General features: G+C 30.4%; 18 protein-coding genes. 7 read left to right on the forward strand and 11 right to left on the reverse strand.

Translation table 11 applies throughout. The annotated features are described in order from the left end of the window. Positions 1-124: 124 nt before the first annotated feature. Both panF and LI_RS03290 read right to left on the reverse strand, forming a co-directional pair. Positions 125-1,606: a sodium/pantothenate symporter gene (gene panF / locus LI_RS03285; RefSeq protein WP_011526682.1), complete on the reverse strand. Its 1,482-nt coding sequence runs from the start codon at positions 1,604-1,606 to the stop codon at positions 125-127. 2 nt (positions 1,607-1,608) lie between these two features. Further along, the gene (locus LI_RS03290) at positions 1,609-1,974 is read right to left on the reverse strand and encodes a YhdT family protein (protein WP_011526683.1); all 366 of its coding nucleotides are present in this window, start codon (positions 1,972-1,974) and stop codon (positions 1,609-1,611) included. A 685-nt stretch (positions 1,975-2,659) separates the two neighbouring features. Here LI_RS03290 and LI_RS03295 point away from each other — a divergent pair. The 4 genes from LI_RS03295 to LI_RS03310 all read left to right on the forward strand — a co-directional run bounded on the left by LI_RS03295 (position 2,660) and on the right by LI_RS03310 (position 7,893). Then, a complete protein-coding gene (locus tag LI_RS03295) occupies positions 2,660-3,979 on the forward strand; it encodes a chloride channel protein (protein ID WP_011526684.1) in 1,320 nt (439 codons plus the stop codon). A 99-nt stretch (positions 3,980-4,078) separates the two neighbouring features. Continuing rightward, positions 4,079-4,825 (forward strand): M48 family metallopeptidase, encoded by a 747-nt coding sequence (locus tag LI_RS03300; RefSeq protein ID WP_011526685.1) that lies wholly within the window; start codon positions 4,079-4,081, stop codon positions 4,823-4,825. A gap of 353 nt (positions 4,826-5,178) precedes the next feature. Continuing rightward, on the forward strand, positions 5,179-6,753 hold the full coding sequence (locus LI_RS03305) for a helix-turn-helix domain-containing protein (RefSeq protein ID WP_011526686.1): 1,575 nt from the start codon (positions 5,179-5,181) through the stop codon (positions 6,751-6,753). Between the two features lie 57 nt (positions 6,754-6,810). Next, on the forward strand, positions 6,811-7,893 hold the full coding sequence (locus LI_RS03310) for a GGDEF domain-containing protein (RefSeq protein WP_011526687.1): 1,083 nt from the start codon (positions 6,811-6,813) through the stop codon (positions 7,891-7,893). 41 nt (positions 7,894-7,934) lie between these two features. On the opposite strand, the gene LI_RS03315 is transcribed toward LI_RS03310, so the two are convergent. The 9 genes from LI_RS03315 to LI_RS03355 form a co-directional block, all read right to left on the reverse strand. Then, complete coding sequence (locus tag LI_RS03315; RefSeq protein ID WP_011526688.1) at positions 7,935-8,801, reverse strand: VIT1/CCC1 transporter family protein; 867 nt, start codon at positions 8,799-8,801, stop codon at positions 7,935-7,937. Between the two features lie 123 nt (positions 8,802-8,924). Beyond that, positions 8,925-9,626 (reverse strand): GntR family transcriptional regulator, encoded by a 702-nt coding sequence (locus LI_RS03320; protein ID WP_011526689.1) that lies wholly within the window; start codon positions 9,624-9,626, stop codon positions 8,925-8,927. A 595-nt stretch (positions 9,627-10,221) separates the two neighbouring features. Then, positions 10,222-11,718, reverse strand: a complete 1,497-nt coding sequence (locus LI_RS03325; RefSeq protein ID WP_011526690.1) for a beta-barrel assembly-enhancing protease — start codon at positions 11,716-11,718, stop codon at positions 10,222-10,224. Between the two features lie 131 nt (positions 11,719-11,849). Then, a complete protein-coding gene (gene cysS / locus LI_RS03330) occupies positions 11,850-13,307 on the reverse strand; it encodes a cysteine--tRNA ligase (protein ID WP_011526691.1) in 1,458 nt (485 codons plus the stop codon). A gap of 100 nt (positions 13,308-13,407) precedes the next feature. Continuing rightward, entirely contained in the window at positions 13,408-13,836 is a 429-nt protein-coding gene (gene rpiB / locus LI_RS03335) for a ribose 5-phosphate isomerase B (RefSeq protein ID WP_011526692.1), read from the reverse strand. A gap of 8 nt (positions 13,837-13,844) precedes the next feature. Then, the gene (locus tag LI_RS03340) at positions 13,845-14,189 is read right to left on the reverse strand and encodes a hypothetical protein (RefSeq protein WP_011526693.1); all 345 of its coding nucleotides are present in this window, start codon (positions 14,187-14,189) and stop codon (positions 13,845-13,847) included. A 76-nt stretch (positions 14,190-14,265) separates the two neighbouring features. Beyond that, positions 14,266-15,051, reverse strand: a complete 786-nt coding sequence (locus tag LI_RS03345) for a hypothetical protein (RefSeq protein WP_011526694.1) — start codon at positions 15,049-15,051, stop codon at positions 14,266-14,268. A gap of 7 nt (positions 15,052-15,058) precedes the next feature. Next, complete coding sequence (locus LI_RS03350) at positions 15,059-16,780, reverse strand: tetratricopeptide repeat protein (protein WP_011526695.1); 1,722 nt, start codon at positions 16,778-16,780, stop codon at positions 15,059-15,061. 19 nt (positions 16,781-16,799) lie between these two features. Next, the gene (locus tag LI_RS03355; protein ID WP_011526696.1) at positions 16,800-17,957 is read right to left on the reverse strand and encodes a sigma-70 family RNA polymerase sigma factor; all 1,158 of its coding nucleotides are present in this window, start codon (positions 17,955-17,957) and stop codon (positions 16,800-16,802) included. Positions 17,958-19,070: 1,113 nt separating this feature from the next. On the opposite strand from LI_RS03355, the gene LI_RS03360 reads away from it, so the two are divergent. The 3 genes from LI_RS03360 (at position 19,071) to radA (ending at position 22,305) form a co-directional block, all read left to right on the forward strand. Further along, positions 19,071-19,538 (forward strand): TlpA family protein disulfide reductase, encoded by a 468-nt coding sequence (locus LI_RS03360; RefSeq protein WP_011526697.1) that lies wholly within the window; start codon positions 19,071-19,073, stop codon positions 19,536-19,538. A gap of 689 nt (positions 19,539-20,227) precedes the next feature. After that, positions 20,228-20,947, forward strand: coding sequence for a DUF3426 domain-containing protein (locus LI_RS03365; RefSeq protein WP_041817044.1), 720 nt, complete (start codon positions 20,228-20,230; stop codon positions 20,945-20,947). 26 nt (positions 20,948-20,973) lie between these two features. Beyond that, complete coding sequence (gene radA, locus LI_RS03370; protein ID WP_011526699.1) at positions 20,974-22,305, forward strand: DNA repair protein RadA; 1,332 nt, start codon at positions 20,974-20,976, stop codon at positions 22,303-22,305. Positions 22,306-22,391 lie beyond the last annotated feature (86 nt).

Raw genomic sequence — 22,391 nt, forward strand, 5'->3', positions numbered from 1 at the left:
TATAATGAATAATTTCAATCAGTAAGTGCCATATAAAAAAGTAGTCCTACGAATATTAATTAATATGTAATAATAAAATAAAAAATACTGTTGTTATAACAAAATAATATATAACTAGTAGTAATTACTCCTTTTCACCCCAAAATAACCAAAGGATTTCTTTTGATGTAGGCTGTCCCTGATAGCTACCAATAATGAAAGCTATACCAGATAACAGTAAAGAAGGAACAATAGAATAAACATTTCCAAAAGAAAAATTAAAAATACTTATACTCCAAAAAGTAATCATTCCTGTAATAATAGCACAAATTGCTCCTGTAGCATTTGCTTTTTTCCAATATATTCCAAAAAGAATTGGCCAAAGAAATACAACTTCAAGGCCGCCAAAAGCAAAAAGATTAATCCATACCAATAGCATTGGAGGATCTAACGCTAGAACAAAAACAAGTAAACCTAATAACAATGTACATCCAGTACTTATTTGCTTAATATGTTTTTGAGAAACAGACGAAATATCACCTTTCCATTTATAGTGAATGTAGACGTCTTTAACGATAACTGCTGATGCTAACAAAAGCATTGTATCTACAGTTGACATAATAGCTGCTAATGGACCTGCTATGAATAATCCTGCCCAAAATTCTGGAAGTAATTTTACTATAAGAGATGGCATAACAAAATCTCCTATAGATAAATCAGGTATAATAACACGCCCGAATACTCCTGCTAAGTGTATATTTAATAGCATAAATCCAATAACAACTGTACCTATGATCATAGCTTTATGCATTGAATATGAATTCTTATAACCCATACATTTTTGAGCAGTTTGTGGGAGACCAAGAACACCAAAACCAATAAGTATCCAAAAAGAAAACATAAGAGTAGGAGATAGAAGTCCATCTGGCCCTGTTGGAGTAATAAGTCCAGGATCTATATTCTTTAGGGTAAGAATACAGTTTTCTATCCCACCACCATTATAAATAACAACACATAAAATAAGTATAGAAGAAATAGCCATAACTATACCTTGTAACGCGTCTGTCGTTACTACCGCCCTGAACCCACCAACAACAGTATAAAATGTCACTGTAAGAACAAAAATGACAAGACCATACTCATAAGAGAAACCAGTTATGGTTTGAAAAAGCCTAGCTCCACCAATAAACTGTGCAAGCATTGCTGCCATAAAAAATGTAAGTAGCCCTATACAACAAAATACAACAAGAATATCACTTTGATAGCGAACACGAAGAAAATCTACTAATGTTACTGCATTTACCTTTCGTGCCATAATAGCAAACCGCTTCCCAAGGATTCCAAGAGTTAAAAAAGCAACAGGAGCTTGAATCATTGCAAGTAAAACCCAACTTAATCCATACTCATAAGCAGCTCCAGGACCACCAATAAAACTACTTGCACTTGTATAACTTGCTATAATAGACATTGCTAAAATAAAACCACCCATAGAGCGGCTTCCAATAAAGTACTCTTTAATAAATGTATCTGAATTTGTTATAGTAAGATGTTTATTTGTCAGTAGTGCAATAAAAAAAGTAAGTCCCAAATATATGATAATGGGAATAAAAATAATATACTGCTGCATAATTATAATAATTCTGGATGATGTTCACTCTGTATTTGGGAGTTTATATCATTTGGGTCATAATTTTGAATTGGTGTATCTAATGGAACTTCTTTAAAAAAGTAATGAATAATAAACCATAATATACAACAAAGTAGGGGAAACCCTATAAGACAACTGAAAAAAAACCAACAAGGGAATCCTAATATATAACTATACGTTAGGACATTCCCATTACAAATAACATAGGCAAAAAGCCACCACCATATACTATAAAAAATATATATACATGATGTTAACCATGCCTCATAATTTGATTGTTTATATTGTTTATATGTATGATTCTTATCATTTCTTGAAAAAATTTCTTTACTTAATCTATGCTGCATAATAATAATAATAATAATAATATATACTTTTATTAGCTGAACTGTTAAAAGCCTATCAACATACTTTCTAATAACTAAAAAAAGTTATTTAGTCTAATACGATTTTCTTACTCAACAAAAACTCTCTTTTAATGTCATCTATTCATTAAGGTTTGACATAAACAAAACCTTCTCTTTGTAACTGAACAATTTCAACAACACCAGCAAGAGTAACTGTGCAAAAAGGAAATAAGTCTTTTGTTGTTATACCAAATTTTCATTGCATTGGCACACACGAAAAAGTACACATTTAGCCACAAAAGGTTAAAACTTTTCAAAGTATATATATTAGTTAAAAGTTGACCAACACCAATGCTTGCTAATAAAATAACTGAATATTTTTCATCTGGTAGTGCTAATAGTAGTTTATTATATTACTAAGAACTTATATCCAATTCTGAGCGTCATCTAAGTCTATATGAAGTAATAAGTCATAATACATATAAATTCTTTTATAAAATATTATAGTTAGATTATTAGAATAATATATTAATATTATACTAACATCATTAGCTATCTATTATAATTAGATTATTTATATAGTTATATACAACATATAATAAATAATACATATTAAAAGAAGTATTACTTTATATATAAAACATATTTTTATCTAACCTTATTATTTTTCTATCTATAACTAATTATGTTACAACGCCATATTCTTGTTTCACCACTCTATAAAAATACTAAATTATCTTTTATTACATCTGTAACTCATGGATTAATTATTGGAGTCTGTGTTGGAAGTATCATTTCTTTATATAGGTTAACACACACAGTATGTCTCAATTTTATACTACAGATATTACACCAATGGTTGAACTATGTATGGGTAATCCCATTATGGTTTTGTATACTTTTTATCATTTCCTGGATCATTGGTAAACTTGTAGCTTACGCACCACATATTGCCGGTAGTGGTGTCCCAGAAGTAGAGCTTACACTTACAGGAGATCTCCAATTACCATGGGGAAAAATTCTTATTTCTAAATTTATAGGAGGCTGGCTAGCTATTTTAGGAGGTCTTTCTCTTGGACAAGTAGGTCCTAGTATCCAAATGGGAGGACTAATAGGAGATGGATTTAGTCGCTATTGGCTAAAACAACAATCTAACTTCCATATTATTGGAGGGATTGCTGCAGGAGTCTGTGCTGCATGCGATGCCCCAATTGCAGGCTTATTACTAGTTTTTGAACAAATAAAATATCCTATAACTATACGCTCTTTAATCATTACTATTTTTTCTGTGATTGGTGCACAACTTGTATTAACCTATGGATTTGGTATTAAAAGAATGTTTAACTTTGAGTCATTTCTTAGTCCTATATTAAATGAAACGCCACTACTTATAGCTACTGGCATTATAATAGGGATAGGAGGAGCATTATATAACACTATACTTTTATGGTTCAGAGAGAGGGAAAGTAAACAAAAAGTTGTTCCTAATCTTTTCAGAGCAGCTCCCCCTCTCTTTTGTGCTGGTGTATTAATTTTTTTTCTACCTGAAATTACAGAGGGCGGGGAAAACCTCATACGTCAACTTCCTAGCTTTTCATACTCATTATATTTTTTAGCGATTCTTCTTCTATTTAAAGTTATTTTCTCTGCATACAGCACTACAGGAAACATCCCTGGAGGTATCCTTATGCCTATTCTTTCAATAGGTGCTACCTCTGGCCTCATACTTGGTAACATGTTTGCTCAACAAGAAGTTATTGGATATATGCAAGCAAAAAGTTATCTTATTTATGGTATGGCCGGGTTTTTTGCAGCAACTGTTAGAGCACCTCTAACAAGTATAATATTAGTAACAGAGATAACAGGAGCATTACAGTGTATTCCAGGAACATTTCTTGTAGGCTTTCTAAGTCATTTTACAGCTAACTTAGTACAATCTACACCTATCTATACATCTTTAAAAAAACTTGCTTATCTCAGACTTTATAATAACCGTAATTTATAGTAATTATCCTGCTTTTATACTAAGCTACAAAACATAACTCACTCTACTCCCTTACTTATCTTAGCATAACTATAATTTATAAGCCCTTTAATTATTATCATGAAAGAAACATTACATAATTATACATTTACGACAGGAGAAAAAATTACAGTCATAGTTAAAAAAGGTTCACCTAGACGTAAACATATTGCTATTTGTATAACAAGTAGAGGACAAGTTGTTATTACAATACCATATGGAGTAATGCAAAAAGATGCATTACAAATAATAAACAAAAAAGAAAATTGGATTAAACATCACCTCATTAAAACTCTTAACAAACCTCAACCCTCTCCATTAACTTATACTACAGGAGAATCACATTTATACTTAGGAAAAAGATATTCTCTTATTGTTCTTAAAGAAAAAAAATCTCGACTATCCCTGCAACAACGTATCATACTTAACAAAAATGAAATCCAGGTAACTCCATTTTCCAACAACTCATTAACAGTCAAAAGGCTTCTTTTTAAATGGTACTATGCTGAAGCTCAACAATATATTGCAAAGCAATTATATCTACTTTTACAACAAATCCCTTGGTTACAGACAGTTCCTACATGGAAAATTAAAGCAATGCGGTGTTGTTGGGGAAGTTGTTCCCCACATGGCGTAATTACAATTAATACACACCTCATTAAAGCTCCAACAATATGCATTAATTATGTGTTACTTCATGAAATAGCTCACCTTAAGGAGCACAACCATAGCCATAACTATTATAAATTATTAACAAAACTGATGCCAAACTGGATAAACATAAAAACTCAACTAGAAAATATAGCACCATTTGTTTTAATGAGTTAGTAATATTTTTTACAATATAATTAAAAAGTTAAATAATATAATACCATATCAAAATATTTTTATTTACTCTAATTAATATATCTAGAAGTGATAAATAAATATCTTTGAAATATAGAATTGACTATATTGTATAATAAATATAGAATATACGTTATTTAATAATAAATATTTTAATATTACAGTACCTTTTTAATGAGAATAAAAAATATACAAAATAGAATATAAAAAACTCAATTAATCAAACTAGACAACAAACTACTAGCTCTCTTTAACTGTATATTTTTATTTTAGGATTATTACATTGCGTTTTTTAGATAAATTTTATGACATGAATAGAACTTTACAGGTAACACATGGTAAAAGAACAGTCCCCTTCTACAGTTAGGACAAGATGTATTAAGCGTATAGTAGACCAATGTTCCCTATGGCATCACTGCATTCCTATAGCATTTGCTTTTAGTCTTAGTAGTATAGGAAAAAGTTTTCTCTTTACCTTACCATTTTGGTCTAACCACTGGAAACCTAATTCAGAATCATTTTTTATTAATAAACCTTATGGGCTTTGGATTACCTCGATAACTATTCTTCTACTTGGAATACTTCTTCACTATACTAATAAATTAAACAACGAAAATTCGTTAATTCACAATTTTATAAAGTCATTCTCCCATATCATAAAACAAGTAGTACCTATAAAATCTCATAGGATTATATTATGGAAAAAGAGTCCCTTACAACCTCTCTTTGTTACTTATCTTATTGTAATACTCTTAAATATATTATTTGAACAGTTTCAACCCTACTTCTCAGACTTATTCAAAGAAACTATGTACTCTATTGAACTAGGAGTCATAGTTTTTACAGGATTACTATGTATTTCTATTTTCCCACCTGTTTATGCATGTATTACTTATGCCTTAGCGATAGTATGTAATATTGCTTTTTATGAATGCACGCTGTATATTGATCCCAGCTATATACATATGTTTCAAGTAATAGCACCATTTTTAGCACTTCCACTTTTTATTATTGGTATTCCCCATTTAGAACCACACTATAACATAACAAATCCTAAGAAAGTATCTAGACCTACTGTCAACATTTCAAATCACAGTTTACAGTATGTAGCCCTCTCCCTTATAGGTTTATTATCTACATTCCAATTCTTTCTTAATGCTGCAACAATAGATACATTTATTTTTATTAATGCTTATCTTTCAGAAAAATACTCTGCAACAATTTTTATGCTCAGCAGTCAGTTAATTGCAGCAATTTTTGCCATATGGATAATTAAATCTAAAGATAATGCACATCTTATGTTACTGCTTTTTATCCTGGGTCTCTTAGGAATCAGTACTATTCTTTATAGTATTCTTATCCAAAAAACTGTTCCAATAGCTATTCTCCAACTAGCTTCAGGCTTAATAACAATGTTTTGTATAATAACATTTTCTATATTAGTGCATAGTCAAAAATGTATGTATAAAATACTTGCACTATCAATTTTTGTTATGAATATAGTTGGATATTTTTCTGGATATGCATTATGGAATATAGCAATATTCTTAAAAAATTCCTCTAGCTCTATTATACATATACACATTCCTATATTAGGAATTGTTTCAGTTTTATCAATTCTATTAATTCAATCTTTATATTACCATATTATGGATATATCCTATCTATGTTATATATTAAGTTCTCATGATAACAGTATGGATGTGTATGTTTACCAAGACAAACTAAATACCCTTACACCTAGAGAAAAAGAAATATTGAGTCTTGTACAACAAGGGTTGAAGAATATTGAGATAAGTAATAGGTTAAGCATTACAGAGGGGACGTTACGTGTTCATCTACGTAATACTTATCGTAAGTTAAATATTCAAGGACGACAAAGCTTAAAAAGCCTTCCTCATAATTTATAAGTATATAGAAAGTTTATTTTACATTCACTCCAAAACCTATAACAGTAAAGGATTTGAATGTTACATAATTCTAAAATAATCTTTCCTACCTTATCTATTCGGATATATTACTTTATCTTCTGTATATTATCTATAGTGGTGGGCTGTACTGTTTTTCTACTAGTAAAGCAAAATGCTTCAGACTTATTCTTATATAATTTGTTAACTATCAATACGACTATACTTAAAAATAAAACTTATCCTCAACATATCTTTCAATTAAATAAAAATAGTAACCAACTATTTTCTGAAAAAAATCTTTTTAGGAATAATCAAAACGTACCTAACCTACTATATAGTAATACTATTCACAAGTTTACTGAAAAAAATGATACTAAAGATACATTTAATTTATTGCTATTATGTTCTATCTTTTTTTTTGCTATACCATACATCATTTTTTATTTATTTGTAATATATCCATTTATCAACTTATGTCATACAATAGAATATTTATATAGCAAAAATAGTAATAAAAAAATATTTAAAACTACTATATTCGAATTCAAAAAAATTATTTCTATAGTCCAAAAAAATATTATTAAACAACAAGAATTATATCATAAACTACAAATTACTAAAACAGAAAAAAAGTATATTCAACGTATTAATAGTATAGATTACACAACAGGGCTATTAGATAAAAAGTGTATTAATACGTATTTATCAAAATATCTTGGTTATAGTGTATTAACTATCTTAATGATAGATATTGATCATTTTAAAGCTTATAATGATACTTTTGGGCATGTTGCTGGAGATAAATGTCTTGCTGCTGTAGCAAGATGTATAAAAAATGCACTTAAAAGAAAAGAAGATATTGTATTTAGATATGGTGGAGAAGAATTTATTGCCTTACTCCCAAACACGGCAATATCAGGTGCACATATTGTTGCTCAACGTATCCATAACTCTCTTACGCAAATGAAAATTCCAAACACTACTTCAACAGTATACCCGTTTCTTACAGTAAGTATAGGTATTAATGAAGTCTTACCATACAAACATACTACACCAATAGACGCTGTCCATCATGCAGATATAGCACTTTATACAGCTAAACATAATGGTCGAAGTCAAACAGCTGTCCATTCTAATTAACTGGGATTAATATATGAAGAAATTCTTGAAGTTATAACATACTAAAGAGCGACATCAAACCATACCCTTGCTAACCAACCTATCACAAATGATACTCCTGCAACCCCAAAACTTATTATAATCATCTCTTGGAATGAAGGTAAAAATGGTTTTCTATGAATAACTGAGACTACATATGTAAAACATAAAATAATAAGACCAGCAGTAATAAGGCAAAAGATAAGTGCTATAATAGGTGAAGAACATATTATAAATGGAACTAAAAGTAGAGTTACTGTTATGAGGTATGTTACACCAGTATATATAGCTGCTTTTAGTGGATGTTTATTTGTTTTCTCAGATCTTCGAGCAAGATATTCTGATGCAGCCATTGAAAGTGTTGCTGAAACCCCTGTAATAAACCCAGCCATACTGATTACTTTATTATCGTGGAGTGCAAATGTAAATCCAGCTAAAGCTCCTGTAAGCTCAACTAAAGCATCATTAAGTCCAAGAACCATTGAACTTATATAGGTTAAACCTTCAGACTCAATAAGAACAGCAAATTGTGATTCATGCTTCTCTTCATCTGCCATTATATCTTTAGCCTCAGGAATTTCGTCACTAATACTTTGATATGCCTCAATTGCAGCAATCTCTCTAGATTCTAATAAATTGATAACAAAGACTAATCCAAAAATTTTTCCTAATAGTGTGAAAATCCATACTCTTATTGAACTTATTGATGGGCTACCCCCTATATACTTATTCCAAATTTTACTATGGTTATCCTCATCTTGGGCCATTTGCTCTAAAATTTTTTTATTATGAAGTGAATTTGTTTGCTTAGATAACAATCTATATATTTGACTATCCGTGGCTTCATTATCACGCATACGACAAAGCATAGCTTGTGTTTCTGGACGCATTTACTCTTCCTTATCTTCTTTATAAAACAAGAAGACTACTATAGTAGTCTTCTTGTTTTATAAGAAACTTGTTATAAATACTATTTGCTTTGTTATTATAAACTTGAACAACAGATAAATATATTATACATAATAACGTTCAAGAAAATCTTTATGTTGGGCAAAAGACCAATGCTCATTTTTTAAAATATTAATAGCATCATCTCTATTTTTATTTTTTATTGCAGCAATAAATCTTTCATGCTCACTTAAACGTTGATTTTCCCAATCGTCAAAACAAGCAGATTGACAAAATAAATGTAGCCGATTTGCCACAGAAGTATGTAACCTACGTAATAATGCATTTTCAGTTAAATCTAAAAAAATATCATGAAATCTCATATTTTCTTCATGATAAGCTGTTGCTTGATTTTGCTGTAAAAAAAGTTTTTGCTTTGAATTAGATTCTTCAAGTTCCTTAACATGGTCCATAGTTAAAAAATCAAAGACTTCATTAAGGCATTCAATTTCAAGAGTATTGATAACTTGATAGGCATTACGCAAAAAAGCTTCATTTACAGGTGTTAAATATACACCTTTCCGAGCAACAATCGTTACCACACCTTCAGATTCAAGACGAATTAAAGCATCACGTAGTGGTGCACGGCTTACTTGCAACTCTTTACAAATAAGATCTTGATTAATAGCTTGTCCATGCTGGACACCTCCCGTTGACATAACCCGTGTTAAATATTGATAAACACGTTCACGTAAGGGATCTTTTTGTTGACTTTTTATAAAAGCACTAGCCTCAATATTATCATTTCTTTCTGCTAACACCGTCATGGCAACCTCATTAATAATCTAGAGCAAACTTGCTCCATACAGTTAAGTTAGTCATATTCTAAAGGAATACTCCTTTATCAAATGACAAAAATTTCAGAGAAAATAAAAAATAAAGTTAATGTTAATCTATTAATGTAAAATAACTATATAGATTTGTACCTTCTTCATTTTATTCATAATTTACTCTGAAACAGCTCCTGTAATATATTAAAGAAGTTTGAATATTTTATACTTTATTAATATCAAACTTCATTGTTTTGCCAAAGGTTAGTTAGTTATCAAATGAAAACATCTTATTGATTAGAAATAGAGTTAAATATCTAAAAATTTACTATATATTATTTAGCTACTACTATTATATGTTAAAAAATAGATTTTGATATATAAGAACAGTTAGTAAAAATTATAATCTTAACAAAAATAAAATTTTTTAATTTAATTTTTAATAGTTAACTGCTTTACAAAAAAAAATTAGCCTAAAAAACTATCACAGTCAACCCCTAGTATTTAATTCTTAAACTACTTATTAATACAAAATATTTTCTACAACTATAATATATGGTAATATATAGTTTTTCATAATACAAAAAATATATTATTCCTGTGTTGTTATTTCTACACGTTCTTCATGAATTTTCATGAGACTTTTAAGTTGATTTTCTTGTTCTGATGTTTTTGCAAGACTACGAGCTTTCTCTGACCATAATGTAAATTTTTTTATATCATTTTGATATAATGCACTATAAGCAAGATGAATATATGCTTCAAATACATTTCCAGACTGACCAAGTGAACGACCATAAATATAATGAACTTCTGCGTCTTCGGGTAATATTTTCAACAACTGCTTATAATATGTCTGTGCTTCTGTACTATTACCAGCATCATCTAGAGCTCTGGCATAAAAAAACTGTGCAAGCACATCCTTAGAATCTAAAGATAAAGCTTTCTTCAAAAACTGGATAGACTGTGTACCATCACCCCTATTATAATAAAACATTCCTGTTTCCCTTAGTATAAGGGCATCATTAGGAGCACATACAACTGCCTTATGAAAAGCATCTTCTGCAACCTTTATTTTATTTTTTCTTTCTGCAAGAATTCCTAAACCCATTAAAGCAAGACAGTCTTTTTCTCCAGACTTTGTAAAAAGCCAATATGCTGTTTCTGGCTCACCATAACGAGCCCATATAAGAGTCCTAACTCTTTTAAATCGTTTATTATTTTCTACTCTAGCCTGTATGCTTTGTGGCAAAGAAGCAACACGAGAATGAATTTCATTAATACGTTCCCCAATATCCGGGTGTGTTGATAAATATTCTGGAGTACTAGCACCTGATGCCCACTGTTTACGACGAATTTTTTCAAAAGCTTCTTCCATACCTTGTGGTTTAAAACCTGCTTTAACTAAATACTGTAATCCTATTTGATCAGCTTCTGTTTCATCAGAACGACTATAGTTCAACATTGCTGTTTGACCTGCAGCTAAACTTCCAGCAAAAACAGCGCCAGTGGTATTTCCTCCCCCTAAGAAAACACTTGCAAGAGCACCTAATATACTTGCAACATTTACAATTTGAGCACGCTCCATACGACGAGCTATGTGTCGTTGTGTCACATGAGCAAGTTCATGAGCAAGAGCACCAACCAATTCAGACTCATTCTCCATATTCATGATAAGGCCTGTATTAACAAATACATAGCCACCAGGAATCGCAAACGCATTTACTGAGTTATTTAAAACGACACTTGCTTTAAATTGAAAAGGTTGTGGAGGCATAGATGCTGCTAATTGATCTACAATTGACTGGATATAACCAACAATTTCAGGATCCTCTACAACAGCCATCTGAGAACGAACAAGAAGATTAAATTTTTTCCCTAGCTCAAGCTCTTCCTTAAGCCCCATACTACTAAATAAACCAGATGCATAAATAGGAGTTAATATGAGAGAAGTAGAAAAAAGTACTATAGTACAACAAGAAAAAATAACAACTTTAATATAAGAAAAAGGTAGTAGTTTTTTATAAAAAATATTATGTAATAAAGTAAGAACAGTCCTTAACCAATCTATCAAAATGTGGCATTTCATAATTTCTCATATGTGTTAAAATAAAAAATAAGCTGAAGCAGTTGCTAACTTACATTGTAATTATTATTCTTTTTGTTCTAATATATAATATATTACAAAAAGAACAAAGAGCATAATATAAGTATTATTTATTATAAAATATCCCACACCTGACCTTCTGAAGTGTCACGTATTTCTATACCTAATGAAGCTAAGGTATTACGAACTTCATCTGCCTGAACAAAATTTTTTTCCTCTCTTGCTTGCCTTCTCTTACTAAGTAACTCTTCTACTTGATTAACATCAATTTTATTTCTAATAATGCGAATTGTTTTGAGATCTTGTAAAAAACTATTAGGTTTTTGACCAAATACACCTAATAAAATATCTACTTTTCGTATAATCTCACGAAATTGTTCAAAAACCACCTTCCCATCAGTTGTGGAGTAAAGAGCTTTATCATCAAGAGCACGTCTAACTATATGGATAATATTAAATAAATGACCTAATCCAGCAGCTGTATTGCAATCATCTTCTAGCGCAGACATAAATAGTGAAAATTGTTCATCTAACTCAGCTAAAATAGAGCTAGATGAACCACCTGAGTCCCAAGATTTTCTTTCAAGTGCTTTATCTACCTCAGCAATACATTCATACACTCTTTTTTGACTTCGTTCTGTCTCATTCATTCCTTCAAAAGAAAAATCTATAGGGCTTCTATAATGCTTTTTTAAAAGGAAAAAACGTAATGTTTCTGGGAGATATGCTTCTAATATATCTCTAACAATCTTAAAATTTCCAAGAGATTTTGACATTTTTTCTGAATTTACTTGAACAAGCCCATTATGCATCCAAATTTTAGCCAACGGCTTATTTACAATTGATTCAGTCTGAGCAATCTCATTTTCATGGTGTGGAAAAATAAGATCAATTCCTCCCCCATGTATATCAAGAGGAAGTGGCCAACACTTTTCACTCATTGCTGAACATTCAATATGCCACCCAGGACGCCCTCTTCCCCAAGGACTTTCCCAAGAAGGCTCTCCAGGCTTAGCTGCTTTCCAAAGAACAAAATCTAAAGGATCTTCTTTCTCCTCACTAGGTACAATACGTACTCCTATACGTAACTCATCAGGAGTTCTACCAGAAAGTTTTCCATAATCAGGGAAAGAACGAACTCTAAAATAAACGTCACCTGAAGCTGTAATATATGCTTTATCAGCCTCTAGTAATTTTTGACAACACTCTATCATTTCAGGGATATAATCTGTAGCCTTAGGCTCAATATCTGCATTTAGCACACCAAGGCGATCCATATCTTCATGAAAAGCATTTATAAATTCTTCTGCAACCTCTTTACTACTACGGCCCTCTTTATTAGCACGATTAATAATTTTATCATCAATATCTGTAAAATTACGTATAAATGTTACATCATATCCTTGATATCGTAATAATCTCACCAAGATATCAAAAACTATGGCAGATCGTGCATGTCCAATATGAGAAAAATCATACGCTGTAATTCCACAAACATATATACCTAACTTTCCTGAAATTATAGGTATAAGTGGCTCTTTTTTCTTTTCCATAGTATTATATAGATGCATAAAACCTCTCCACATCACCCATAACTAATGTTTTAACTTTATACTATAGAAACAAAAAAGATATGATTCTAAAAACATAACTTAATAATTATAACTTTGGTTAATCAAATGAAGCAATACGCTGAAGATGTCGTCCACCCTCAAATGGTGTTGTCAAAAAAATATTAACAATCTCTATTGCAATGCTTTTACCTATTACACGTTCACCTAAACATAATATATTAGCATTATTATGTAGACGTGTTGCTCTTGCTTGGAACTCAGAAGTACATAGTGCTGCTCTAATACCTTTTATACGGTTAGCAGCCATACTCATACCTATACCTGTTCCACAAATTAAAATACCAAAACTGCCTATTTCATCTAATACTTGTTCACAAACATATTGAGCATATAAAGGGTAATCACAAGGTTCAGATGTCATTGGACCTAAATCTCTTACTATATAATCGTTATCTTGCAATTGCTCTATAAGAGTATTTTTTAAAGAAAATCCTGCATGATCAGAAGCAATGTAAACTTTTAGCACCCTAAACCTCAACTACTTACAAGGCAATAAGCTTTTAGCAATCGTCTTTGCAACACATCTGTACAATTTTTACTAAAAGCACTTTTTTTCTTACTTTCTAACTGAATGATATCTTTACTCACAAGATCAAGCTCAGCTTTTAATTTTTCCTGTTCAACTGGAGTTAATGTATTTACAAAATAACTCAATTGTATTTCAAGTTTATTTTTATGTTTTTTTAATCTAGCAATACATAATGAAAAGAAAATATCTAACCCAACAAACCAACGGACATATATTACTAACACCCATAAACCAGTATACATAACACAAAATAAATCTTGGACTTTACCCCATTCTATCTGAAATTCCATTATGTTCTCTCCCCCCTCCCTTAAAACTTAAAAAATTTAACACTAAGTAAAAGTTATTTTATCATTTTACCCTACTTCATTCATAAGATATATACTGTACATCAACTCCTTCAGGAAGAATAAGTTGTAACTGAGAGTTAGTAAAATTTTGAAGAAACGTTTCTCTACCTTTAACAATAAAAACAATTTTATTGTTTTTGTTATCAAACAAAATTACCTTACTTGGTAGTTTTGTTTGATCATCATAAGTAATAGTTAATGACCATCCAACAGTAGAATTTTCCCATTTCACTGGCAAACCACTTTGAGATAATTCTAAAGTTCCAGATAACTTTCCTCCTAGCAAAGTATATATAATGTTCCCATTAGACATAGATAAAGGAGATACTCCCTGAACCTGTTTTCCAAATACATTATAAAACTGACCACGTATAAGTGATACAAAGTCATAAAATCCAAATGGTAAAGGTTTTTCTAACTCTAAAAATACCTTATCTGTATTAGAAAAAACTTTAGCTTCTTTATCTATAATAGAATATATAATAAATTTATCCTGTGTTGCGTGTAGCCTAACAACAGGAGTATTCATCCCAGCCATCCCATCTAAACAAATAGGAAAATTTCCATTACTCCATATAATAACAGAAAGCCTTTTTATTGCTTTATCAGCATGATATAATAATGTTCCTTTTATTCTATATGGAGTACTTTTTTTCCCCTGCTGTTCTGCATACCTTTCATATGTGTACCATATCTCATGCACGTCCTTAGAGGCAATAGGAAATTTTGTTTGTACTGAACTACAACTTATTATTAATAGCCCTAATTCCAATAAGATAACATACCGTAATAAGATGATCATTATGATCTTACAGTCCTTGCAACTTCTTTTGTATTGCTTCTACATCTTGTGGCTGAAGTTTTATAGCTTTTTCCCAACCTATTTTAGCATCCTTCTTTTTTCCTATAGCTTGAGCAATGTCTCCATAATGTTCCCAAATAGTGGGATCATTACTATCTTCAAGACTCACAGCTCTATTAATTTCTACCCAAGCTTTTTTTATCTCTCCTTTTGCAAAAAATGCCCAAGCAAGAGAATCTACAATATAAGCACGGTTTGGTATAAGACTATCAGCTCTTTTAATCAATGAAAGTGCACGATCTATATCACGTTTATCTTCAATTAAACAATATCCTACAAAGTTTAAAACTTCAGGATAATCAGGATAACGAGAAATAAGTTGTTCCATAAGCTCTAATGATTCAGACTTTTTTCCTAATCCATTTATAGCTACACCTTTCAAAAAAAGAAGTGTTTTCTCCTCAGGAAACAATTCTAATCCTTTACTAATAACAATAAGGGCTTTATTATACTCTTTTTTATTAAGCAACAACTGAACTTCTGTTGTCCATAGCTCTTGTTCTAATGGAGCTGCTTCTTGCCCTTGATGTAGTAACTGCATTGCTTGATTTATTTTATTCAAACTGTAAAAAATTTGTACACGCAATAATAATGTATTAATATAATACTTATCCTTACTACTAGCCTCTTCAAGCAATGTTAATGCTTTGTCATAATTTTTATAACATTCATACTCAATAGCTCCAAGGATATAAAGTATAACATTTATGTCACCTGCTGCTTCTGGGCGCTCTTTTATTTGTTTAAGTAATAGCTCTGCTTGAGTATAAAATTTATTTTCAAGAAATAATGTAACAGCAGTCAAACAAAAGCTGTAATTCTCTGAACTTTCTGTTATATATTTTAAAGCCTGATCAGGCTTCTTTAGTGATAACATTGTACTAATAAGATGTAGCCGTACACTCTGGTTACCAGAGTCTTTATCTAGCAAGTCAAGATATACTTTAATTGCTTCAGAATAATTGCCTGTTTTTTCTAATAGCTTACCTGTTTCAAACCATGCTTCAAGAAATTCAGGGTTTTCTTGCACAGCTAACTTCAGCTGACTCATAGCTTCAGATGAACGACCTAATGCTGCTAAGGACTGAGCATAGCAATATCGAATAAACGCATTGTAATAATTCTTTGGCAAAGAAGAAAAAATATCTACTGCCTCTTTATAATTTTCTGTCTTAAGATAAAGTATTGCTAGTTCCTGTCTCACTAAATCTGACTTTGGATGACGTAATTGATATGCTTGAAGAGACTCCAAAGCTTTTACTGGATAACCTTCTTCAAGCCAGCAATCAGCAAGTAGTAGATAAAATCCAAACTCATCAGGAAATAACTGTATCCCCTGTTCTAAAATATTTCTTGCTGTAATAGGATCTTTCTCTAAAAGAAACCATGCGGCACTATCTGTAAAGAATTGTGGCGCTGGGCTATGTTTCACCAAAATACTCATTGCCTCAAGAACACCGCTCTTATCTCCAATCCTAATCGATTGTTCAAGCAATAGAATGCCATATGTTACTTGGGCTTCTGGAGTAAGATTCCAATGAATAGTGTTATGTTGTGAATTTTTAGCAACACAAGCTTGTAGTGGGAATAGGATTAAACCTATACTCAAGAGCAATTGTACCAGTGGCCATTGCCTTAATACATTATGAACAAATTGTATCACGTTCATATATTACCTAAGTTAAAAATTAATGGCCTATCCACTCTTCTGAAAAATCACCTATTTGACGAGATAAATGTGTACGTAGCTTTTGTAATAAACGTGCTTCTAGTTGTCTCACTCTTTCACGGGTTACACTGTATTTTTCACCAATTTCTCGAAGTGTTACAGGATCATCTGTAAGTAATCTATTATGAAGAATATACACTTCTTTTTCTGAAAGTAAGGGTAATATATCTTTTATCCTATCTTGAAGAAGTATAGCTATTTCTTGACCAGCAAGACTCTCTTCGATCCCAGGGTTAATTGCTGGTAAAAAATCTATACGTGATGCATTTCCTGTCTCTTCACCAACAGTTACATCCAATGACATATCTGATGCATCTAGTCGTTGTTGCATCTCAATAATTTGTTCTTCACCAACACCTAAGCGTAATGCAAGTGAGGATGTATCTGGATCAAAACCTTCAGCAAGGAGTTTTTGTCTCTCACGATTAAGATTATAAAACAATTTTCGTTGTGCCTGTGTTGTTCCAATCTTTACCATTCTCCAATTATCCATAATAAACTTAAGAATATATGCACGAATCCAAAATGCTGCATAATAAGAAAACTTAATACCCTTATCAGGATCAAACTTATTCACAGCTCGCATAAGGCCAACATTACCTTCTTGAATAAGATCCAATACATTTTGCATCCAACGACGTTGAAAGTCCATTGCTATCTTAACCACAAGACGTAAATGTGAAGAAATCAAACGGAATGCAGCCTTACTACAACCTTTTTTCTGTACATCCTGCGCTAACCTAAGTTCTTCTTCAGGTTTTAACATAGGAAAGCGACTGACCTCTCTTAAGTAAAGCTGTAAAGAATCTCTTGTAGCCGTTGTTGTAGACAGTGTCACTTGAGAAGACACTACAGTTTCAAAACCCATTTCATCAAGCTCACTATCTTCTATAAGATCACAAAGAAGATCTTCACTACTACTTAATAAAGTATCATCCATTTCAGTATCTGGGTCTTCAATTTCACTTTCTTCTTTACTATTTCTTTTTATCTTTTCATATTCAACTTTGCTTGAGCTAGCTTTATATGTGTCATCATTTTTCCTTTTTTTACTGCAAAAAGATTGCTCTGAAATACTTTTGTCAAGTAAAAAAGGAGATTGTATATCGTAATTCATAGTTCACTCTCATTGTTAATTTTGATGAGAACGGATTTAAATATAGCTATATTCCTAGTAGGATATACTATAAATTCAATTTATTATTTTCAATAATTTTCCCTTTTAATAACTTTAAAACATAAAATTTTAGGCTATACTAAAAAAAATAAATAAATTTTTTCTAGAGAGTTAAAGTATAACCTATTACTTCTCTAAACAAAACCATTACCTCTTTTGATATAATATTCAATAGTTACTAAAAAATCATCATATAAATAAAACTATGAAGTTATATTCTCTCATTTTAATAAAATATAATATGTTATATTAAGTTATTATTCTACTTTTTTCAGCTCATTTAAAAAAAGGAAGTGATATTTTATAGTTATAAGATACTTAACTAACAATAAATCCCATTTAATCCAAAAAAAGATATTTTCAATTTTTATGATGCATTTCTGATGTAAACAATTAAAATTATCTATAGTTTGATGAATTAAAATAGATATTTTAATTTTATATAATTTAGTAGCTATACACATGTTATGTGATAAAAATATTTTTAGCTATTTTAACTATCGTTTTTTAAAAAATATAAAATTATATAAAGGATATAAAAATATAAAAATTATATAAAATATAACATATGAATATAAAATAATAAATTTTATTAAATAAAAAAATAAAATAATAAAAAATTTACTTTAATAATAAAAAATTTATCTTTATAAAATATAAATAAAACAAAATTGTTAGAAATTAAACTATAAATTTATAATTTATCTATTATAATTATATATAATTATATTATATAATAAATGTTACTTCTAAAATACAGCAATATAGTTTTCCCTTGATATTTTAATTCATATTATTTATTATATAAGTATATTTTATATATTATAATTGAATAAAAGCGAGTTATGCTGATTAAGAAACTGGTTTTTATTATATATTTATATTATCATAATATAGTATATAGTTACTATCATGTAGATATATAATAAAAAATTGTGATAATATTAAATAATAGTAATATTAACTTTGATAGTTTTGCTATTCTTTAACATCTGTATTACTACTTTAAATTTAACTTGATTAAATAAAAATAACAAAGTAATAGGAGATTTCATGTATACTATTCGTACTATTTTTCTATATACATTATTTATTGCTTTAACCCATATTTCGTTAGCACATGCTGAAGAAATAAAGACTATCCAAGGGAAAGAACTAGCTTATTTCATTTCACAAAATAAAGGAAAACCTATTTTCATAACAGTTTTTGCAACATGGTGTCCTGCCTGTAGACAAGAAATGCCTGGGATTATTGCTACACAACAAAAATATTCTAAAGAACAAGTAACATTTATTGGTATTTCACTTGATGATAATGTAGAAAACTTACAAAATTATATAAAACAATCAAAAATTACCTTTCCTGTATATATTGCTGGCTCAACAATTCCTTCAATGTTCTCCATCACAGCAATACCACACAATATTATTTATGATAAGAAAGGGACTCTTGTAATGAATAAGGCTGGGGCTCTTTCAGCGAATGAATTAAATACTATGCTAAATAAGTATATCAAATAAAACATCATGATAGGCTAGTAGTCAAATAAGAAAAAGAATAACTATAAATAATTATATTATATAAAATTTAATACTATATTTTTATAGTATATATATATATAATTAATTAAATTTTGTTTTCTATATCTATTGGTGGGAGTGAAAGAAATAATAGGAATAAAGTATACTATATATCATATATATATATTAACCTTACTAGTTTTGTCTTATTTTTTTAAGATTTTCTTAGTTTTAATTAAAATAAATATCATATATAAAAAGTCAAGTAGTAATAATAATTTTTTCTTTGTAAGTAAGTATGAAAAATACTATTAACTCTACCTAGATAATATATATATATATTGAAAAATATTACTTTAACTATACATATCAAAATATATTCTCATAACTCTAAGGACTTATTATAAGGTAATACGGTTATGGTTGAACATATTATGGATATGTACTATATAACTCTTCATATTAAAGAAAATATCTCTTTATATCTTGTAGTAAGGTTTAAACGAGTTATATCTTTGAACAAAGTTTTATCTATAGTTACTACTTGATATTAAGATGATTCTTTCTAATTACTTCTTAATTAATTAGGAACAGAAAGTGGATAGCAACCTTCACCAAATTTTTACGATCAGTATACAAACAGTAATCCTTAACAACCTATTATGGTTATGTGGATTGGAGTCTTTTTCATGATTGTTACCTGTCCAAACTGCCTAACAAAATTCAATTTTCCTGATAGTCAAGGACGCCCTAACACAAAATTGCGCTGTTCTGTTTGTAAACATATTTTTCCTCTTATACAAGAAGAGCAAAAACTTAGCTTCAATACTGTTAACTCTTCCAAATCTTCAAGTGGAGGGGAAAAGAAAAAAAAATGGAGCTCCACAAAAAAATTACTTCTGCTTTTCATACTCCTAACTCTAACTGCAGGTATTTATGCCTGGTACACATACCCCCAACTAAAAGATGTTGTTCAACATTTTCTCTTTTCAGAAAAAAAAGAAGAACCTACTGACTTAATAAGCCTTATTGCTCTTCGTGATGTTGTCCAATACAATATTAATAATGAAAAATTAGGAAATATTTCTGTTATAGAAGGAAAAGTTGTTAATGGATTTTCTGATCCTAGAGAATTAATTAGACTAGAAGCTTCTCTTTATGACAAAAATGGAAAACTCCTTGTATCAAAAGAACAACTTGCAGGGACTAGTGTATCACTTTTTCAATTACAAGTCCTTGGCGAACAAGAACTTGAACGTGCCCTTACAAATAAAATTGATATCCTTGCTAACAATACGAATATCCCTCCAAAAGGTGAAGTTCCTTTTATGATAGTTTTTTATAATCCCCCAGACAATGCTGCTGAATTTGGTGTTAAAGTTATTGACGCACGCTTACCTCCTAAATAAAAATTGACTAATCTCTATTACTATTCATGGCTAAACCTCGAGAAGTCTATATCTGCATTGAATGTGGAGCACAATTCCCCCAATGGCATGGGCAATGTCTTACTTGTAAAACTTGGAATACACTAAAAATACACAATGCACCTTCTACAACCGCTCAAAAAATATATAAAAAACTAAAACCTATACCAATTGGTCGTGTTGAAACCTCTACCTATCAACCATTCAGTACTGGGATTAAAGTATTAGATCATATTCTTGGGAAAGGACTTGTGCCTAGTAGCGCTCTACTTATTGGTGGAGAACCTGGGATAGGCAAATCTACACTATTACTTCAACTTGCTGGAGCTACAGCAACATTAGGGAAAATCGTTCTTTATGTTAGTGGTGAAGAATCACTACCACAAATAAAAGCTCGTGCTGAAAGATTAACTGTCCTTCATGATAATCTTTTATCTATGGCAACATCTCAAGTTGAAGATATCCTTCCTCTACTTAATACATCTGAAGCTCCAGACTTACTTCTTATAGATTCCGTACAAACACTTACTTCAAGTAATGCAGAAGGATTACCTGGCAATGTTAGCCAAGTAAGAGCAGTAGCAACTGAACTTGTTGAAGCATGTAAACAAGGAAAAACAACAGTTATCTTTATAGGTCATGTAACTAAAGACGGTACCCTAGCAGGTCCACGTCTACTAGAACACCTTGTTGATACAGTTATCTCTCTTGAAGGAGATCGAAGACATATATTTCGACTATTACGAGTTATAAAAAATCGATTTGGACCTAACCAAGAACTTTTAATTTTTCAAATGGCTCAACATGGTCTTGAACCTGTTGCTGACCCTTCCACTTATTTTTTAGGTGCAAGAGATCCTAGTTTAAGTGGAACAGCTGTTGTTATGACTATTGATAGCCAAAGACCATTAGCCGTAGAGGTACAAGCACTTGTTACAAAAAGCTATCTTGCTATCCCACGCCGAACAGGCTTAGGCTTTGATGTTAATCGACTACATTTAATTCTTGCTGTTTTAGAAAAACGTCTTCGATTAAATTTTAGTAATGTTGATATTTATGTAAAAATAGGAGGTGGAATAAAACTCCAAGAACCAGGAATAGACTTAGCCCTTGTTGCTGCTATTCTCTCTTCCTTCTATGATGTTCCTTTACCTGAACGTTCTGTATTCTGGGGAGAAGTAGATCTAAATGGTCAAATACGACCTGTTGGCTCTCATTCTATCCGGCTTTCACAAGCTTCTAAACTAGGATATAATCCTATTTTTTACCCTAAGCATGAACAAAGTGGATTAGCAACTGTCATGGAACTTCAACAATCATTATTAAAAAAAAAAAATTAAAAATTATTTTAAAATATTAGATGTATAATCAATAAGATCTTTAAATCCATATAGAACTTATAGTAAAGTCCTATTGCCTTTCTTTT

The sequence above is a fragment of the Lawsonia intracellularis PHE/MN1-00 genome, from assembly GCF_000055945.1.
Lineage (GTDB): Bacteria > Desulfobacterota > Desulfovibrionia > Desulfovibrionales > Desulfovibrionaceae > Bilophila > Bilophila intracellularis.

Coding starts and splice junctions, on each gene's coding strand:
- panF (WP_011526682.1), bottom strand. CDS start 1,606: ATGCAGCAGTATATTATTTTTATTCCCATTATCATATATTTGGGACTT.
- LI_RS03325 (WP_011526690.1), bottom strand. CDS start 11,718: ATGAAATGCCACATTTTGATAGATTGGTTAAGGACTGTTCTTACTTTA.
- LI_RS03350 (WP_011526695.1), bottom strand. CDS start 16,780: ATGAACGTGATACAATTTGTTCATAATGTATTAAGGCAATGGCCACTG.
- LI_RS03320 (WP_011526689.1), bottom strand. CDS start 9,626: ATGACGGTGTTAGCAGAAAGAAATGATAATATTGAGGCTAGTGCTTTT.
- radA (WP_011526699.1), top strand. CDS start 20,974: ATGGCTAAACCTCGAGAAGTCTATATCTGCATTGAATGTGGAGCACAA.
- LI_RS03365 (WP_041817044.1), top strand. CDS start 20,228: ATGATTGTTACCTGTCCAAACTGCCTAACAAAATTCAATTTTCCTGAT.
- LI_RS03305 (WP_011526686.1), top strand. CDS start 5,179: ATGGTAAAAGAACAGTCCCCTTCTACAGTTAGGACAAGATGTATTAAG.
- LI_RS03340 (WP_011526693.1), bottom strand. CDS start 14,189: ATGGAATTTCAGATAGAATGGGGTAAAGTCCAAGATTTATTTTGTGTT.
- LI_RS03360 (WP_011526697.1), top strand. CDS start 19,071: ATGTATACTATTCGTACTATTTTTCTATATACATTATTTATTGCTTTA.
- LI_RS03315 (WP_011526688.1), bottom strand. CDS start 8,801: ATGCGTCCAGAAACACAAGCTATGCTTTGTCGTATGCGTGATAATGAA.
- LI_RS03300 (WP_011526685.1), top strand. CDS start 4,079: ATGAAAGAAACATTACATAATTATACATTTACGACAGGAGAAAAAATT.
- cysS (WP_011526691.1), bottom strand. CDS start 13,307: ATGCATCTATATAATACTATGGAAAAGAAAAAAGAGCCACTTATACCT.
- LI_RS03290 (WP_011526683.1), bottom strand. CDS start 1,974: ATGCAGCATAGATTAAGTAAAGAAATTTTTTCAAGAAATGATAAGAAT.
- LI_RS03295 (WP_011526684.1), top strand. CDS start 2,660: ATGTTACAACGCCATATTCTTGTTTCACCACTCTATAAAAATACTAAA.
- LI_RS03345 (WP_011526694.1), bottom strand. CDS start 15,051: ATGATCATCTTATTACGGTATGTTATCTTATTGGAATTAGGGCTATTA.
- LI_RS03310 (WP_011526687.1), top strand. CDS start 6,811: ATGTTACATAATTCTAAAATAATCTTTCCTACCTTATCTATTCGGATA.
- LI_RS03355 (WP_011526696.1), bottom strand. CDS start 17,957: ATGAATTACGATATACAATCTCCTTTTTTACTTGACAAAAGTATTTCA.